The 16,162-nt window shown below is 70.1% G+C and carries 18 protein-coding genes (1 of these 18 only partly in view); 6 read left to right on the top strand and 12 right to left on the bottom strand.

The window, feature by feature from the left end; genetic code table 11:
• Window positions 1–11 precede the first annotated feature (11 nt).
• Entirely contained in the window at window positions 12–578 is a 567-nt protein-coding gene (locus CBF90_RS03090; RefSeq protein WP_172407781.1) for a TetR/AcrR family transcriptional regulator, read from the bottom strand.
• A 58-nt stretch (window positions 579–636) separates the two neighbouring features.
• On the opposite strand from CBF90_RS03090, the gene lipB reads away from it, so the two are divergent.
• Together lipB and lipA are read left to right on the top strand one after the other, a co-directional pair.
• Window positions 637–1,275, top strand: a complete 639-nt coding sequence (gene lipB / locus CBF90_RS03085; RefSeq protein WP_023950982.1) for a lipoyl(octanoyl) transferase LipB — start codon at window positions 637–639, stop codon at window positions 1,273–1,275.
• A 14-nt stretch (window positions 1,276–1,289) separates the two neighbouring features.
• Window positions 1,290–2,294, top strand: coding sequence for a lipoyl synthase (gene lipA, locus CBF90_RS03080; RefSeq protein ID WP_036304889.1), 1,005 nt, complete (start codon window positions 1,290–1,292; stop codon window positions 2,292–2,294).
• Between the two features lie 27 nt (window positions 2,295–2,321).
• On the opposite strand, the gene CBF90_RS03075 is transcribed toward lipA, so the two are convergent.
• From CBF90_RS03075 to smc, 4 genes are read right to left on the bottom strand one after another with little or no spacing between them, the layout of a single operon-like run.
• A complete protein-coding gene (locus CBF90_RS03075) occupies window positions 2,322–2,765 on the bottom strand; it encodes an MSMEG_6728 family protein (protein WP_023950987.1) in 444 nt (147 codons plus the stop codon).
• A 1-nt stretch (window position 2,766) separates the two neighbouring features.
• On the bottom strand, window positions 2,767–3,267 hold the full coding sequence (locus CBF90_RS03070; RefSeq protein WP_023950989.1) for a DUF2004 domain-containing protein: 501 nt from the start codon (window positions 3,265–3,267) through the stop codon (window positions 2,767–2,769).
• 55 nt (window positions 3,268–3,322) lie between these two features.
• Window positions 3,323–4,195, bottom strand: coding sequence for a signal recognition particle-docking protein FtsY (gene ftsY / locus CBF90_RS03065; RefSeq protein WP_023950991.1), 873 nt, complete (start codon window positions 4,193–4,195; stop codon window positions 3,323–3,325).
• 4 nt (window positions 4,196–4,199) lie between these two features.
• Complete coding sequence (gene smc / locus CBF90_RS03060; RefSeq protein ID WP_088379908.1) at window positions 4,200–7,706, bottom strand: chromosome segregation protein SMC; 3,507 nt, start codon at window positions 7,704–7,706, stop codon at window positions 4,200–4,202.
• A gap of 370 nt (window positions 7,707–8,076) precedes the next feature.
• Between smc and CBF90_RS03055 the strand changes: the two genes are divergently transcribed.
• Window positions 8,077–8,328 carry a hypothetical protein gene (locus tag CBF90_RS03055; RefSeq protein WP_023950993.1) on the top strand — a complete coding sequence of 84 codons (252 nt, stop codon included), beginning with the start codon at window positions 8,077–8,079 and terminating at the stop codon, window positions 8,326–8,328.
• A gap of 48 nt (window positions 8,329–8,376) precedes the next feature.
• On the top strand, window positions 8,377–9,504 hold the full coding sequence (locus tag CBF90_RS03050) for a GNAT family N-acetyltransferase (protein WP_023950994.1): 1,128 nt from the start codon (window positions 8,377–8,379) through the stop codon (window positions 9,502–9,504).
• Here CBF90_RS03050 and mutM read toward each other — a convergent pair.
• From mutM to CBF90_RS03020, 6 genes are all read right to left on the bottom strand, one after another.
• The gene (gene mutM / locus CBF90_RS03045; RefSeq protein ID WP_064956645.1) at window positions 9,452–10,348 is read right to left on the bottom strand and encodes a bifunctional DNA-formamidopyrimidine glycosylase/DNA-(apurinic or apyrimidinic site) lyase; all 897 of its coding nucleotides are present in this window, start codon (window positions 10,346–10,348) and stop codon (window positions 9,452–9,454) included. The two genes, CBF90_RS03050 and mutM, sit on opposite strands and share 53 nt — an antisense overlap.
• Window positions 10,341–11,033 (bottom strand): ribonuclease III, encoded by a 693-nt coding sequence (gene rnc / locus CBF90_RS03040; RefSeq protein WP_023950996.1) that lies wholly within the window; start codon window positions 11,031–11,033, stop codon window positions 10,341–10,343. The genes mutM and rnc overlap by 8 nt, the downstream gene beginning before the upstream one ends.
• 11 nt (window positions 11,034–11,044) lie before the next feature.
• Complete coding sequence (rpmF, locus tag CBF90_RS03035) at window positions 11,045–11,254, bottom strand: 50S ribosomal protein L32 (protein ID WP_013586329.1); 210 nt, start codon at window positions 11,252–11,254, stop codon at window positions 11,045–11,047.
• 2 nt (window positions 11,255–11,256) lie between these two features.
• A complete protein-coding gene (locus CBF90_RS03030) occupies window positions 11,257–11,754 on the bottom strand; it encodes a DUF177 domain-containing protein (RefSeq protein WP_052007726.1) in 498 nt (165 codons plus the stop codon).
• 105 nt (window positions 11,755–11,859) lie between these two features.
• Entirely contained in the window at window positions 11,860–12,357 is a 498-nt protein-coding gene (gene coaD / locus CBF90_RS03025) for a pantetheine-phosphate adenylyltransferase (RefSeq protein ID WP_023951000.1), read from the bottom strand.
• Window positions 12,358–12,366: 9 nt separating this feature from the next.
• Window positions 12,367–14,526, bottom strand: coding sequence for an ATP-dependent DNA helicase RecG (locus CBF90_RS03020; protein ID WP_064956646.1), 2,160 nt, complete (start codon window positions 14,524–14,526; stop codon window positions 12,367–12,369).
• 57 nt (window positions 14,527–14,583) lie between these two features.
• Here CBF90_RS03020 and CBF90_RS03015 point away from each other — a divergent pair, with 57 nt between their 5' ends.
• A complete protein-coding gene (locus tag CBF90_RS03015) occupies window positions 14,584–15,195 on the top strand; it encodes a 1-acyl-sn-glycerol-3-phosphate acyltransferase (RefSeq protein ID WP_064956647.1) in 612 nt (203 codons plus the stop codon).
• A complete protein-coding gene (gene rsmD, locus CBF90_RS03010) occupies window positions 15,192–15,788 on the top strand; it encodes a 16S rRNA (guanine(966)-N(2))-methyltransferase RsmD (RefSeq protein ID WP_023951006.1) in 597 nt (198 codons plus the stop codon). Before CBF90_RS03015 ends, rsmD begins: the two co-directional genes overlap by 4 nt.
• Here rsmD and CBF90_RS03005 read toward each other — a convergent pair.
• Window positions 15,758–16,162, bottom strand: the 3' end of a protein-coding gene (locus CBF90_RS03005; protein WP_088379907.1) for a thiamine-monophosphate kinase. It continues 693 nt past the right edge of the window; only the last 405 of its 1,098 coding nucleotides appear in the window; its start codon lies off the right edge, out of view; it ends in the stop codon at window positions 15,758–15,760. The two genes, rsmD and CBF90_RS03005, sit on opposite strands and share 31 nt — an antisense overlap.

Below are 16,162 nucleotides of genomic sequence, written 5' to 3'. Positions count from 1 at the left end.
GGGCGACCCGGTCAGCGCCCCCGGACGATGGCGATAGCTCGCCCCATCTCCTGAGCCAGGTCGGCGCGCCCCGCTCCCCCGCGGGCCCACGAGCGGACGGCGCCGAGCACCGCACCGCCCCAGGCCGCGCCGAGGATGTCGGCTTCGAGTGCCGCCATCCCCGAGCGGTGAAGGGCCGCGGCGACGGCACGCGCGACGCGGGCGGCCCGCAACGCGGCATCCCGCGCGAGCTCGTCCGACAGTCCCATCGCGACGTCGTTGACGATCGCCAGCGCCAGGGCGTCGGGGGCGAAGCCTCGGGCGAGGTCGCCGATCGCAGACGCGACCTCGTCGGCACCGCCGGCGCCCCGCAGAGCGAGCTCGAGCGCCCCGATGCGCTCGTCGAGCCCCGACCACAGGACCGCCGACTTCGATGAGAAGTAGTTGAAGAAGCTCGACCGGCTGACACCGGCACGCCGGGTGATGTCGGCGACCGTCGTCGCCTCGTAGCCGCGCTCGAGGAACAGCTCGCAGGCGGCCTCCGCAAGGGTTTCGCGGGACGACACGCGAGGCCGGCCCGCGCGGGTGGATGACGTCACCATCACAGCCTAGGCGTGTCGTATTGTTGGACGCAGTCCAGTATCTCGAGGAGGATCCGTGCTCGATGTCCGCGTCGTGGGGCTCGCCCCCGCCGTCGTCCCCTATGCAGAAGGCTGGGAGCTGCAGCGCCGCGTCCACGACGCCGTGGTCGCCGGCAGCCCGGACACGCTGCTCCTCCTCGAGCACGAAGCGGTGTTCACCGCGGGCGCGCGTACCGAGCCCGCGGAGCGACCGACCGACGGGACCGCCGTCGTCGATGTCGATCGCGGCGGAAAGATCACCTGGCACGGCCCGGGACAGCTGGTGGGGTACCCGATCCTGCGCCTGCCCGAGCCCGTCGACGTCGTCTCGCACGTGCGGAGGCTCGAGCGGGTCCTCATCTCAGCCGTCGCGGACCTGGGCGTCTCAGCCCGGCAGGTGGCGGGCCGAAGCGGCGTGTGGGTGAGCCAGGACGGCCGCGACGCCAAGATCGCGGCGATCGGCGTCCGGGTTCAGCGCGGCGTGACGATGCACGGCTTCGCGCTCAACTGCGACAACGATCTCGCGCCGTTCGAGCAGATCATCCCGTGCGGCATCACCGATGCCGGCGTCGCCTCACTCTCCACGGTCCTGGCCCGGAGGGTCTCGCCCGCCGACGTGGTGGACACCGTCACGAGTCGCTTCCGCGCCGAGTTCGAGACGGCGGTCGCGGCATGAGCGGCGGCTGCGCCGTGCCCGCCGCTCCCGCCGCGGGCGGGCCGGAGGGACGCAAACTCCTTCGCCTGGAGGTCCGCAACGCGCAGACGCCGATCGAGCGCAAGCCGGAGTGGATCAAGACGAAGGCCCGGATGGGCGAGGAGTATCGCGCGCTCCACGACCTCGTGCGCGAGGAAGGCCTGCACACCGTCTGCCAGGAGGCGGGATGTCCCAACATCTACGAATGCTGGGAAGACCGAGAGGCGACCTTCCTCATCGGCGGCTCGCAGTGCACACGACGGTGCGACTTCTGTCAGATCGACACGGGTAAACCGGCCGAGTACGACACCGACGAGCCGCGGCGCGTCGCCGAAAGCGTCAGCCGGATGCAGCTGCGCTACGCCACGGTCACCGGGGTGGCGCGCGACGACCTCGCCGATGGCGGAGCCTGGCTGCACGCGGAGACGGTGCGACGGATCCACGCGGAGAACCCGGGCACGGGCGTCGAGATCCTCGCGACCGACTTCAACGGCGACCCGGCGCAGCTCGACGAGGTCTTCGCGTCGCGACCGGAGGTCTTCGCGCACAACGTGGAGACGGTCCCCCGCATCTTCAAGCGGATCCGACCCGCGTTCCGTTACGAGCGCTCGCTCGGCGTGATCACGCGCGCCCGTGACGCCGGACTCATCACCAAGTCGAACCTCATCCTCGGAATGGGCGAGACCCCCGAGGAGGTCGTGCAGGCGCTCCAGGACCTCCACGACGCCGGCACCGACATCATCACGATCACGCAGTATCTGCGGCCGACGCCTCGTCATCTGCCGGTCGACCGGTGGGTCAAGCCAGAGGAGTTCGTCGGCTTCCGCGAAGAGGCGGAGCGCATCGGCTTCCTCGGGGTTCTCGCCGGACCACTCGTGCGGTCCTCCTACCGGGCCGGGCGGCTGTGGGCGCAATCGATGACCGCCAAGGGCCGGGAGATCCCCCCGCACCTCGCGCACCTCGCCGACTCCGCGCAGTCCGGGTTCGCGCAGGCCGTCTGACGAGTCGCCGACCCGTCCGCGTGCGACTCAGGCCGCGGTCGGGTCCGGCGGCCAGATGTACGGGAGGTCGTCGGGGACATCGCCGAAACGCGGGCGGTAGAACGCGGCATCCTTGCGCACGAGGTTGGAGCGGTGAGACAGGTGGAACGCCTCATCGCCCAGCCACGGCGGCATCTCGAGCTCGCTCTCGGGCATCCCGTCGACATCGGGAGCGAACCGCAGCAGTTGCGGCCGGACCGTATCCGGGCGACCGGCGGCGATCCACGCGTCCGTCATCGCCAGGCCGTACGCCGTGAGGGCCGGCAGATGGCCGCGCCACATCTTGGCGGCCGGGTGGTTGCGCCATCCGTATCCCGGGACGGTGTTGGCCCGCAGCAGCTGCAGCGTCTCGACGCGCTGCTTGCCCAGTCGAGCCGTGTCGAGCGCAGCCGCCGACTCGGCGAACGATGGGTAGGGCAGGAAGGTCTGCACGTCAGTCGGCGCTGGTGACCGACTGGATGCTGCCGTCGCTCGTGAGGTTGACCAGGAGCACCTCTTCGGTCGAGTCGGGGTCGAGCGCGTACTCCAGCACCGCGAACGGGTCCGATCCCCCGTGCTCGTCGGCCAGGATCGTCATGCTGATCAGCTGCAGCGACCGGATGACGTCCATGTGGACGTCGCCGGAGATATCCACCAGGTACGACTCGATGTCCTCTCCGAGCTCCTCCTGCTGCTGGAGGATGAACTCGGTCACCTCGCTCGTGCGGTCGTTGAGCTCCGACACCATCGCGTTTCGGGCGGAGAGGTCGATCGACTCGATCGCCGAGATCATCGCGGCAGCGACGTCGAGCGCGGCGGCGGACACGTCGTCCTGATCCGGGGCCGTGAGATCGACGGTGACCGTCTGGTCGCCGATCTCGACGTGATCCGACCAGAAGATCGATCCGTCCGGACCCGACTCGAGGAGTCCGAAGTAGTCGTGCTCGATCGCCATGTGTTTATGAAACCAGCCGTGAGGGTGCGGGGGAAGTGGAGATGCGGCGCGGCGCTCAGTCGACGAGAGCGGCTGCGAACACGTGCGGGGTGAAACCGGTGAGGTCGTTTATGCCCTCGCCCTGACCGAGCAGCTTGACCGGGATGCCGGTGCGCTCCTGGACCGCGAGCACGAAACCGCCCCGCGCGGACCCGTCGAGCTTGGTCAGGACGAGACCCGTCACGCCGGCGTGTTCGAGGAACGCCTCGGCTTGCATCACGCCGTTCTGGCCCGTCGTCGCATCCAGCACCAGCAGCACTTCGCTGATAGGCGCCTGCTTCTCGATGACGCGCCGGATCTTGGTGAGCTCGTCCATCAGGCCGCCCTTGGTGTGCAGGCGGCCGGCGGTGTCGACGAGCACGATCTCCGTGCCCGTCCGCTTGGCGTAATCGATCGTCTGGAACGCGACGGAAGCCGGGTCCTGGCCCTCCTGCTGCGGCCGGACGATCTGTGCACCGCCGCGTTCGGCCCACGTCGCGAGCTGGTCGACGGCCGCGGCACGGAACGTATCGGCCGCACCGACGACGACCGACCGGCCGTATCGCTGCAGGAACTTCGCGAACTTCCCGATCGTCGTGGTCTTCCCCACGCCGTTCACACCGACGACGAGGACGACGGCGGGACGCTCGGTCAGGCGCAGGGTCGAGTCGAAGGCTGCGAACCGCTCCTCGAGCGTCTCCTTCAGCATGCGCTGGAGATCACGGGGGTCGGTGGTGCGGTACCGCTCGACCTTGTCCCGCAGGTCGTCGACGAGACGCTCGGTGATGTCAGGCCCGAAGTCGGCGGTCAGCAGCGCCGTCTCGAGGTCGTCCCACGTGTTCTCGTCGATGGTCGGCTTGACGAAGAGCCCGCGCAGCGCGCGCGAGAGCGACCAGGGATTGTCGGCCATGCCCTCAGCCTACGGCGCCTGCGCGCTCGCGTACGCGCTGACCGACGACCGCCGACACGCCGTCCTGCCGCATCGAGACGCCGTAGAGGGCGTCGGCGATCTCCATCGTGCGCTTCTGGTGGGTGATCACGATGAGCTGGCTCGACTCGCGGAGCTGCTCGAACACGCCGAGCAGGCGACCGAGGTTCGCGTCGTCGAGCGCCGCCTCGACCTCGTCGAGGATGTAGAACGGGCTCGGGCGAGCCTTGAAGATCGCCGTCAGGAGCGCGACGGCGGCCAGGGACCGCTCGCCGCCGGACAGCAGCGACAACCTCTCGATCTTCTTGCCCACGGGTCGCACCGCGACCTCGATACCGGTCGTCAGCGGATTGTCGGGGTCGGTGAGCGAGATGCTGCCCGTGCCGCCCGGGAACAGGATCGGGAAGACCTCGCCGAACGCGATCTTGGTGTCTTCGAACGCGGCCAGGAAGATCGACTGCATCCGTTCGTCCAGCTCGCCGATGATGGTCAGCAGATCGGCCCGTGTCTGCGTCAGATCCGCAAGCTGTTCGGTGAGGAATGCGTGGCGCTGCTCGAGCGCGGCGTACTCCTCGAGCGCCAGAGGATTGACCCGCCCGAGCTGCGCGAGCTTTCGCTCCGCTTCGGCGAGGCGACGCCGCTGCGCGTTCCGATCGAAAGGCACCGGCTCGCCCGAATCATCGAGGACGGGCTGGTCCGGCCCATATTCCGAAACAAGAATGTCCTCGTCGAACCCGAGTTCCGAGGCGACACGCTCGAGCAGGCTCGTCACGTGCAGCTTCTTCTCGTGCATCTGCATCTCGAGTCCGTGGACCGACTCGGTGAGGGCTGCGAGTCGGCTGCGCGCCGATTGATCCTGACGGCGCAGCTCTGCGAGCTCGCTCGTGATCTCGCTCCGCGCCTGCTCGGCGCGACCCAGCTCCACGCGGGCGGCCGCGACCGACCGGTCGATCGACTCGAGCAGCGGGGGCAGCTGTGCGGCGACGGCGTCCGCGATCGCACGCTGCCGCCTCCGGATGACGGCGCGCCGGGCGGCTTCGGCGGCGGCTGCCCGCTCGCGCTCGCGCTGGCGTTCGAGCTGGACCACACGTGCCTCTCCGGCTCGCACGCGCTCCCGCAGGGTCTCGACGTCGAGCCGGGCGCGCATCTCGCGTTCGCGTGTCTGTTCGAGGGCTTCGAGGAGCCCCTCGCGCGCCGATGCGTCGAGGATCGGCCTCGGTGCCGCAGCCGCTGCCGCGAGCGCTTCCTCAGCCTCGCGAGCCGCCGATTCGGCCTCGGTCACGGCGGACACAGCGGGTGCGATACCCGCTTCGAGCCGATCGCACTCCGCGACGGCCGCCTCGTACCGCACGGTAGCCCGGTTGAACTTCTCCGCGTCGGCCGCGAGCGCCGCGTCGTGCGCCCGGAGGGTCTCGAGCGCCGTCCTCGTGCGGGCGCGTGCCTCGGACCACGCCGCCTGCGCTTCGGCCAGCGACTCGCGCAGCGCGTCGGCGACCACCCTCATCTCGCTGAGTCGCTCGGCCGCCGCATCGCGCTCGGCCGCGAGTTCGAGACGCGATCGCCCTTCGCCGGAGCCGGCCCGGACGGTGCGCCACGAGACGAGCTCACCCTGCTTCGTCACGACCACGGCACGCTCGCGCTCGTTCGCGACCCAGCCGTCACGGATGCGCACAGCGGCGTCGAGGTCATCCGCGACGAGCACATTCTCGAGTTGCCCGACGACACCGTCGGGACCGCTGACGATGTCGGTGGCGCGAACAGCACCCGGTGGAGCGGCGACAGCCTCTCCCCGCGCGGCGTCCGCCAGGACGATGTCGACCACGCCGAGGTCATCCGCGGAGGCGGTGGCCGCCGCCCGCAGCGCTGCCGCCACATCGACCGCGAGCACGCCTTCAGCGAGAGCCCCCAGAGCGGCAGCCACCGGGGCCTCGTAGCCCGGCTCGACCTTCAGGGCGTCGGCGACGAGGGATCGCAGCCCCTCGTCACCGCGCGAGAGGAGATCGGCAGCGGCATTGCGGACCTCGAGCGCGCGCCCGAGTGCCGCGGTCTGCGCCGTGAGCGACTCGACCTCGCGCTCGGCCGCGTGCAGCCTCTCGCGGATCCCCGCCAGCTCGGTCTCGGCGTCCGTGGCATCGCGCTGAGCCCGCTCGTAGGCGGCAGTGTGCTCGGCGGAGCTGATCTCGGGAGCCGCATCCGCCTGGACCTGCTCGAGGGCTGCCTCCGCCTCGGCGCGGCGCGCGCGAGCGGCATCGAGGCCCCGCTGCTGCCGTTCCACCGTCGCTCGAAGGGCCTCCAGCCGGGATGCTGCGGCCTCGGCCCGGCCGCGAAGCTTGGTCAGGCGCATGTCGTGCTCCGAGACGAGAGCGCTTTGGGCGGCGATGTCGGCGTCGAGCGCATCGAGTTCGGCGCGTGCCCGGATGACGTCGCGGGATGCCGCAGCAGCCGCATCCTGCGCATCACCGACGCCTGACGCGATGTCGTCGACCTCCTGCCGAGCCTCGTCGATGGCCGACTGCCCGACCGTGGCGACCTCTATCGAGAGCTGGCCGTCGTCTTCGAGGAGCGCTCGGCGCTGCGCTGCGAGCGTGTGCAACCCGCGTACCCGTTCCTGGACCTGTTCGAGCGCGAAAGCGGTGGCGCGTGCACGGTCGACGGCTTCGGACCGCTGCTCGGCCTCGAGCTCGTCGATGCGTCGTTTCACACCGTCGAGCCGGTCCTGCAGCACCAGCCGCTCGGCGTGCCGCTCATGCTCGTCCCGGGCGTGGTCGGCGAGCTGGGCACGCAGGGCGACGAGGTCATCGGCGAACAGCCTCGCCTTCGCGTCGCGGACGACGGCGGCGATCGTCGCCGCTTCGCGGGCGATCTCGGCCTGCTTGCCGAGCGGCTTCAGCTGCCGTCGCAGCTCGCCCGCGAGGTCGCTCAGCCGGGTGAGGTTCGTCTCCATCGCCTCGAGCTTGCGAACCGTCTTCTCCTTGCGGCGCCGGTGCTTGAGGATGCCCGCCGCCTCTTCGATGAAGCCGCGGCGGTCCTCCGCGCTCGCCTGGAGCACGGTGTCGAGACGGCCCTGCCCGACGATGACGTGCATCTCGCGGCCCAAACCGGAGTCGCTCAGCAGCTCCTGCACGTCGAGCAACCGGCACGTCTCGCCGTTGATCGCGTACTCGCTCGACCCGTTCCGGAACAGCGTTCGGCTGATCGTGACCTCGGCGTACTCGATCGGAAGCACGCCGTCGTGGTTGTCGATCGTCAGCTGCACCTCGGCACGACCGAGCGGACCGCGCGTCGCGGTGCCCGCGAAGATGACGTCCTCCATCTTGCCGCCGCGCAGGGTCTTGGCTCCCTGTTCTCCCATGACCCAGGCGAGGGCGTCGACGACGTTCGACTTGCCGGAGCCGTTCGGCCCGACGATGCAGGTGACCCCCGGTTCGAGCACGAACGTGGTCGGTTGGGCGAACGACTTGAAGCCCTTGAGCGTGACGCTCTTCAGGTGCATGTCGAACCCTCCCGGCGCTCGGTCAACGTCCACACGCTACCGGAGGATGACGCGCCGGACTTGACGCCGCACCGGACGGACCGCTAGCGTCACTTTCCGCATCCCTGACGAAAGGAGGTTCCCCGATGTTGATTTCTGTCACCGCGTTTAACGCTGTTGCTGTTCGTTCCGAGCACCGCGACCGTTTCGTCTGCGTTATCGGTGGAGCCGCCGTCGTCGGTGCTCCGCTGAACGTCTGAGTCTGCGAGTCCCTCGCCCCGTTCCGCCTTTCCGCCCCGCGTGATCTCCGCGCGCCGGGCAGCAGCCCCTGGCTGTCCCCGCGACGCACGTCGTCGCCATCGCACATCCGCCCTCTTCGAACGAGGACACCATGAACACCGTCGTACAACGACGTCCCGAGGTCGCGCCTGCGCGGCCTGTCATCCCCGAGCAGACTCTCGTCGGCCGTCCGACCCTCGCCCAGCGCGTTGCGCTGCGGATCGCACTGCGCCTCATCGTGTGGAGCGCGAACCGCGGCGCTAGCTCTGCGCCAGAGGTCGCGTACCGCCGCGAGCAGCTCGCCGCTCGAGAGGCACGCGAGCGCCACTGGGAGCGCGCGTACCTGCTCACTCCCTACCGTTGATCCGCGTGGGGTCTCGGCGACGAGACCCCACGCCATCGAAAGAGAACCATGAACGACATCACCGCGCAGCTCGAGCTGCGCTCTCTCCACATTCCCGACCGCATCGATGCGCCGGACGCCGCGGACTTCTGCGAGATGGTCCGCGTGCGCAATCTCGTGTACCGCGAGATCACCGGCAGCGATGACGACGCCGCCCGCCCCGACGAGCTGCTCCCCCACTATCGCCCGAGTCCGGACGAGACGCGGTTCAGCTGGCTCGCGGTCTGGGACGGCACAGTCGTCGGGCGCGTGGGGCTCGACGTCCCCCACGAGGCCGGATCCGATACGGCGTACTGGCTCATCGAACTGTTGCGTGACGTCCACGGCCGCGGGATCGGGTCGCACGCGCACGCTCTCATCGAGCGCACGGCCCGCGAGCACGGACGGCACGTTCTGCAGACGTACGCCGAGCATCCCGACCAGCCGGGCGACAGGATGGCCGCACCGACGGGGTACGGCGACATTCCGCGCGACCATGCCGCGCGGTTCCTCCTGCGGCACGGCTACACGCTCGAGCAGATCAACCGGAAGAGCGTGCTGGATCTGCCCGGCTCCGCCGCCGTCGTCGATGAGCACCTGGCGCGAGCCGCAGTCGCGGCCGCCGGGTATCGCGTGGTGCGATGGACTGTGCCGACGCCGCCGGAGTTCGTCGAAGGGTACGCCTGGCTCAAATCGCGCATGTCGACCGACGCCCCCGCCGCCGGCCTCGAGGTGGACGAGGAAGAGTGGGATGCCGCGCGCCTGGCCCGCCACGATGCGCGCTACGTCGAAGCGGACCAGACACTGCTCGTGACCGCTGCCCAGCACATCGAGACCGGTGAGCTCGCAGCCTTCAACGAGCTCATGATCAGCTCGGACCGCACCGGAGCGACCCACCAGCACGACACCCTCGTGGCGGCGACGCACCGCGGCCACCGGCTCGGGATGCTCGTGAAGTGCGCAGGGCTCGTGGCGTGGCGCGAGATCGCCCCCGGCTCGCCCCGCGTCATCACCTACAACGCCGAGGAGAATCGGCCGATGCTCGACATCAACGAGGCCCTCGGCTTCCGGCCGCTCTCGTACGAGGGTGCCTGGAAGAAGCGGCTCAGTAGCGGCGACGCTGGCAGCGCGGACAGTAGTGCGATGACCGATTGGTGAACGCGACCCGGACGATGGCCGAGCCGCATCGCGAGCACTCCGCTCCGGTGCGGCCGTAGGCCTCCAGAGAGTGGGCGAAGTAGCCGGCCTGGCCGTTGACGTTCACATACTGCGCGTCGAAGCTCGTGCCGCCCTCGGCGAGAGCCTTCGTCATGACCGCGACGACCGCTTCCAGGAGGCGTTCGCGCGCGGGGCGCGAGAGGAGAGATGCCGCGGTCTCCGGGTGGATGCGGGCCGCCCACAGCGCCTCGTCGGCGTAGATGTTGCCGATACCGCTGACCACGCCCTGATCGAGCAGAACGCGCTTGATGCCCGACGACCGCCGCGCCAGCTCTCGATGGAAGCGCGCGGCGTCGAACGCGGGGTCGAGGGGATCACGGGCGATGTGCCGCACCTGTCCCGGGATCAGGGCAGCATCCGTTCCGCGCCCGCCCGCGGCGCCATCCGCGGTCGGCTCGAGGTCGTCGACGGCCAGGGATCCGAAAGTCCGCTGATCGACGAAGAGCACGGACAGCTCGCCGTGCGCGGGGTGCACGATGTCCCAGCGGATCCGTTCATGACGCTCGGTGGGGGCGCCCGGCTCGCGCAGGAGCATCTGCCCGCTCATCCCCAGGTGGGCGACCACCGCGCGATCCGTGTCCGCCACGGGGAACCACAGGAACTTGCCGCGGCGCGCGGCCGCGGCAAGCGAGCGGCCGATCAGCTCCCGCTCGAAAGACTCCCGCGTCCCGGCGTGGCGCGTGAGCGCGCGCGCATCGAGGACCGTGCAGGCCTCGATGCGCGCGCCGACGACGGCCGGCTCGAGACCGGCACGGACGACCTCGACTTCGGGAAGCTCAGGCACGGGCCGACAGCACGTGCCACACAGCGAGGGCGGCGGCCATCTCGGCCTGCTTCTTGCTGCTTCCCACTCCCTCGCGTGACACGTCGCCGACGGTGACGGTCGCGGTGAAGACGCGGTGGTGGTCCGGCCCCGAGGCCTCGATGCCGTAGACGGGCGGCGCGACGCCCAGATGCGCGGCGAGCTCTTGCAGCGAGGTCTTCGGGTCCATCGCCGCCCCGTACCGCGCGGGGTCGGCCAGAAGCGGCGCCACCAGCCGAAGGACGAGTTCCTGCGCACGGTCCGGGCCCGCCGAGAGGAACGCCGCACCGATCACGGCCTCCATGGCGTCGGCGAGGATCGAGTCTTTGTCGCGACCGCCGGTCTGCGTCTCGCCGCGCCCCAGCATGATGTGGTCGCCCAGCCCGATCGTCCGCGCGACCTCGGCCAGGGCGACGGTCGAGACCACACTCGCTCGCCGCTTCGCCAGGGCGCCCTCGTCGAGATCCGGATGCGTGCGGAAGAGGTGCACGGTGACGGCCTGACCCAGGATCGAGTCGCCGAGGAACTCCAGGCGCTCGTTGTGAGGCGTCCCGCCGTTCTCGTACGCGTACGAGCGATGGGTGAGGGCGAGCGACAGAAGCTCGGGGTCGATATCGACCCCGAGCTTGTCGGTGAGCGCCGAGCGCTCGGTGATGTTCTCAGTCACGCCGCTCGTCGTCAGACGTCAGCGACCTTGCGACCCTTGTACTCGAGGAACAGCTCGGTGCCCTGCGAGTCGGTGACGACCTTCGCCTGGTGGGGACGGCTGTAGACGACCTTGCCGTTCTCGATGGTCTTGACGAGGGCGGGAGCCTCGGCCTTCCACTGCGCGCGACGCGAACGCGTGTTGGATCGGGAGACCTTCCGCTTCGGGGGGTTACCTGCCATGGCTAGCTCTTCTCTGTGTCGGGCGCGACGCGATGGTCTGCGTCGTCGTGGTCTGGGGTGTAGGCCGTCAGCGCGGCCCAGCGCGGGTCGATCTGCACCTGCTCCGCAGGCTCCGCTCCGGGCGTCAGCTTCTCACCCGTGACCGGGTCGAGCCCGGGGCAATCCGGCTGACACACCGGCTGGAACGGAAGCGCCAGGACGATCGAATCCCTGACCGGAGTTTCAAGATCCACGTGGTCGTCTTGAACCTCGAAGTCGGACGCTTCGTCCCCAGAATACCCGAAGAGCTCCTGAAACTCGATTCGGAGGGGGCGTGTCAGCTCCATGAGGCACCGACCGCAGACCCCTTCGTAGACAGTGTCCGCCTCCGCGGTCGCCAGGATGCCCTCGTGGACCGACTCGAGGCGCACCTCGAGTTCGATCGGCTGACCCGACGGGACGAACACGAGGCCCTCACCCCATTTGTCGGGCGCGGGCACGCTGAACGCGAACTCCCGCATCTCCCCCGGCTGGCGCACGATGTCGTGCACGGGGATGACGAATGGTCCGGTGACGTGCTTTCTACCCACGATCGACCATGGTAGTCGCCGTGGCGACGAGCGGACTCAGATGCCGCGGGATCCGGTGTCGAGGAAGCGCGCGACGGGCCCCGGGACGAACGGCGAGACGTCGCCACCGAGCGAGGCGACCTGCCGCACGAGCGAGCTCGAGACGAGCGCGTGCGCGGGGTCGGGAAGGAGGAACACGGTCTCGATCTGTGCGAGGTGCCGGTTGACGATCGCCATCGGCGTCTCGTAGGCGACGTCGACCTGCGAACGGATCCCCTTGACGAGGATCCCGGCGCCGACGTCGGTCGCGTAATCGACGAGCAGCCCCATGCTCCACGCGGCGACCACGATCTCGCCCTCGATCCCGGCGTCGTCGATCGACTGCTCGAGCAGCGCCTGCCGCTGCGCGATGGGGAGCATCGCTTCTTTGCCCGGGTTGTGCACGACCAGGACGTGAAGCTGGTCGTAGAGGGCCGCGGCACGACGGATGACGTCGAGATGGCCGAGGGTCGGCGGATCGAAGGAGCCGGGCACGACCGCGATCCGGTTGCTCATGCTCCGAGCCTAGTTCCTATGGAGCGCGCCGCGCTCGTCCTCGCCGAGCCGCCGCGCGATCGCAGCAGCCAGTCCCGGATGGCGGGAGAGGTCGGGGTCGTCGCCCAGCACCTCGGCTGCTTCCTCGCGCGCCTGCGCGATCAAGTCGGCATCGGCGACGACGCGGAGCAGGCGGAGCGAAGACCGGGCGCCCGACTGCGCATCGCCGAGAACGTCTCCCTCGCCGCGGAGCTCGAGGTCGACCTCGGCGAGGGAGAAGCCGTCGGTCGTCGCCGCGACGGCCTCGACCCGCGAACGCGCCGCCGTGTCGGGATCGGCCTCGGTGACCAGGAGGCAGAGACCGGGAACGCTTCCGCGACCGACCCGGCCGCGAAGCTGGTGCAGCTGCGAGACGCCGAACCGCTCGGCTTCGAGGATCACCATCGTCGAGGCGTTGGGCACATCGACGCCGACCTCGACGACCGTCGTGGCCACCAGCACGTCGATCTCACCACGGGCGAAGGCCTGCATCACGGCATCCTTCTCGTCCGCAGGCATCTTGCCGTGCAGCGTGGCCACCGTCAGATCGGCGAAGGAGGGATGCTGGGCGAGCATCGCGCTCGCCTGCACGACACCCCACCGCGTGCGCGCGCGCGTACCGTCTTCGAGCATGCCCGCGTCGTCGGTGTCGTCGACGACGGCCTTCTCGGCGTCGATCGCCGCACAGACGACGAAGGCCTGGCGCCCGGCGGCTACCTCTTCGGCCACACGCTCCCACACACGACCGAACCACCCGGGCTTCTCGGCCAGGGGCGCGACGAAGGTCGAGATGCCCGCACGCCCCGTCGGCATCGTGCGGATGGTCGACACGTCGAGGTCTCCGAAGACGGTCATCGCCACGGTGCGCGGAATCGGCGTCGCCGTGAGGACGAGCACGTGGGGCGAGGTTCCCTTGGCGCGCAGGGCCTCGCGCTGCTCGACCCCGAATCGGTGCTGCTCGTCGACGACGACGAGGCCGAGGTCGGCGAACGTCGTCGAGGCGCTCAGCAGGGCGTGGGTGCCGACGACGATCCGTGCCTGGCCGGATGCCGCGCGCAGCGCTGCCTTGCGCCGCTCGGCGGCCGGCTGCGCCCCCGTGAGCAGAGTGGGCATCAGCTCGGGTGCCAGCCGCGGCCCGAGCATCTTCGCGATGGATCGCACGTGCTGCGCAGCGAGCACCTCGGTCGGCGCGATCAGCGCGGCCTGCCCGCCCGATTGCGCGACCTGCAGCATCGCGCGCAGGGCGACGAGCGTCTTGCCCGACCCCACTTCCCCCTGCACGAGACGATTCATCGGCCATTCGTTCACGAGGTCTGCGGCGATCGCGTCACCGACAGCGATCTGGTCCGGCGTGCGCTCGAAGGGCAGGGAAGCGTCGAACTGCTCGAGCAGGTCGCCAGCGGGCCGGGAGGTCGCGGCGAGCTGGCGGACCTGGATGCGGTGCTGGAGGAGTGCTGCTTGCAGTACGAATGCCTCGTGCATCCGCAGGGCCGCGAACCCCGGCCGCACCTGTTCGGGAACCGTGGGCGTGTGGACCTGGACGAGCGCGGTGCGAGCGTCGAGGAGCTGATGACGTGCGCGCACCTCATCGGGGAGCGGATCGGGTACCTCGCCGAGCCGGGCGATGACGTCGGCGATGATCTTGCGCAGCTGCCAGCTGGTGATCGTACTCGTGGCGGAGTAGATGGGGATCGGTTCGAGGCTGCGCGCGACCGCCGTCACGCGCGCCTCGACCTCGTCGTCGAAAAGCTCGTAGTCGGGATGCGCGAACTGCTGCTTCCCCTTGAACACGCCGACCTTGCCCGAGAAGATGCCCTGCCGCCCGACCCGGAGCTCTTGGAGACGCCACTTCTGCCCGAAGAAGGTCAGCGTCGCCTCGCCGACGCCGTCGCTGATCACGACTTCGAGGAGCGAGCCGCGACGCTGACGCATCGGGCGCTCGGAGACCGACTTCACCTCGGCGACGATCGTCGCCATCTCGCCGACGGGCAGTGAGGAGATGGGCGTCAGCTCGCCACGACGGGCATAACGACGCGGATAGTGTGCGAGGAGGTCGCCGACGGTGGACATCCCGAAAGCACGCGAGAGGGTCGCCGCGACCTTCTCGCCCACGGCCTGCGGCAGCGGTGTATCGAGGTCGACCTGCGGCATGGACACGAGTCTAGGCAGGAGGTCGGACACGGTGCCGCCAGGCTCTACGGTAAGAGGATGCTCCGACGCGCGATCGCCCGCCTCTTCTGGACGTTCAGCCGCTGGCGCCTCGTCAGCACACCCGCCCCGACGAGGCCCACCATCCTCATCGGGGCGCCCCACACCTCCAACTGGGACTTCGTGCTCATGCTCGCCATCGCGTGGCGCCTGCAGATCCCCATCCGCTGGCTCGGGAAGAAGAGCCTCTTCCACGGGTGGCGGAGCGGTCCGATGCGGCGGCTGGGCGGCATCCCCGTCGACCGGGACGACCCGTCGCGCGTCGTGGACGACGTCCTCGCGCAGATCGCGGCGGGCGACGTCTTCGGGCTCGTCATCACCCCCGACGGAACCCGGACCTCGCGCACCGGATGGAAGTCGGGCTTCTACCGCATCGCACGCGCGTCGGGTCTGCCCGTCACGCTGGGCTACGTCGACCGCACCACGATGACCACGGGCCTGGGACCGACCATCGAGCTCACCGGCGACGTCGCCGCCGACATGTCGGTCATCCGCGCCTTCTACGCCGACAAGGCCGGCTTCCGCCCCGAGCTCCGCAGCGAGCCACGGCTGCGTGACGAAGAGGGCGGCGGCTTCCCGAAGGATGATGCCGGAAAGGCGGGACCCGCATGACACGCATCATCGCCGGCGCCGCAGGATCTCTCGCGCTGCGTGTACCCGATCGCGGCACGCGTCCGACGAGCGATCGCGTCCGCGAGTCCCTCTTCGGCGGACTCGACGCATCGGGCATCCTCGACGGCGCGCGTGTGCTCGACCTGTACGCGGGCTCGGGCGCGCTCGGCCTGGAGGCGCTCAGCCGAGGGGCCGCATCCGTCGACCTCGTGGAGAAGTCGGCCCCGGCCGCCGCCGTGACCGAACAGAACGCACGGACAGTCGCGCGAGCAGTCGCCTCGTCGCCGGTCAGGGTCCACCGCAGCAGCGCCGACACGTTCCTCGGGTCGGCGACCGGTCCGTTCGACCTCGTCTTCCTGGATCCGCCCTACGACCTCGACGACGACGCGCTCGCCGTCACGCTCGCGTTGCTCGCAGACCTCTGCGCGCCCGGAGCGGTCGTCATCGTCGAACGCGCCAGCCGCTCCCCCGAGCCGCGTGTTCCGGCGCGACTCGAGCCGTTGCGCACCAAGCGCTACGGCGACACGACCCTGTGGTGGTTCGAACGCGCGGTCGACGCGGATCAGCCCCCGGCACCGTCCCAGTCGCGGTAGGGGTCCCACCCGCCGGCCGAACGCTCCGGCAGCCCGTCGACGGTGAGCGGGTCGGGGCCCGCCGCGCCGACCGAGCCGATCGCACGGAAGCCCGCCGGGAGGATGGTGTTGGCCGGGAAGGTCGCGAGGAGCGCATGATCCTCCCCGCCGCGGAGCGCACGATCGCTGTCCGGGCCCAGCGCGAGACGTGCGATGTCGAGCGTGACCCCCGAGGCGCGCGCGAGCCGACGGGCATCGCGCACCAGGCCGTCCGAGACGTCCATCATCGCTGTCGCGCCCGCTCTCGCCGCCGCCGCGCCGGAGATGACAGTCGCAGCGAGGATCAGCGTGAGGCCGGAACGCGCCGTCGCAGGTACCTCAGGCTCGGTCATCGC

It is taken from the genome of Microbacterium sp. AISO3, assembly GCF_002204305.1.
Classification (GTDB): domain Bacteria; phylum Actinomycetota; class Actinomycetes; order Actinomycetales; family Microbacteriaceae; genus Microbacterium; species Microbacterium arborescens.
The sequence above is the reverse complement of the archived record's forward strand: the minus strand, read 5'-3'. Positions and strand labels throughout refer to the sequence as shown.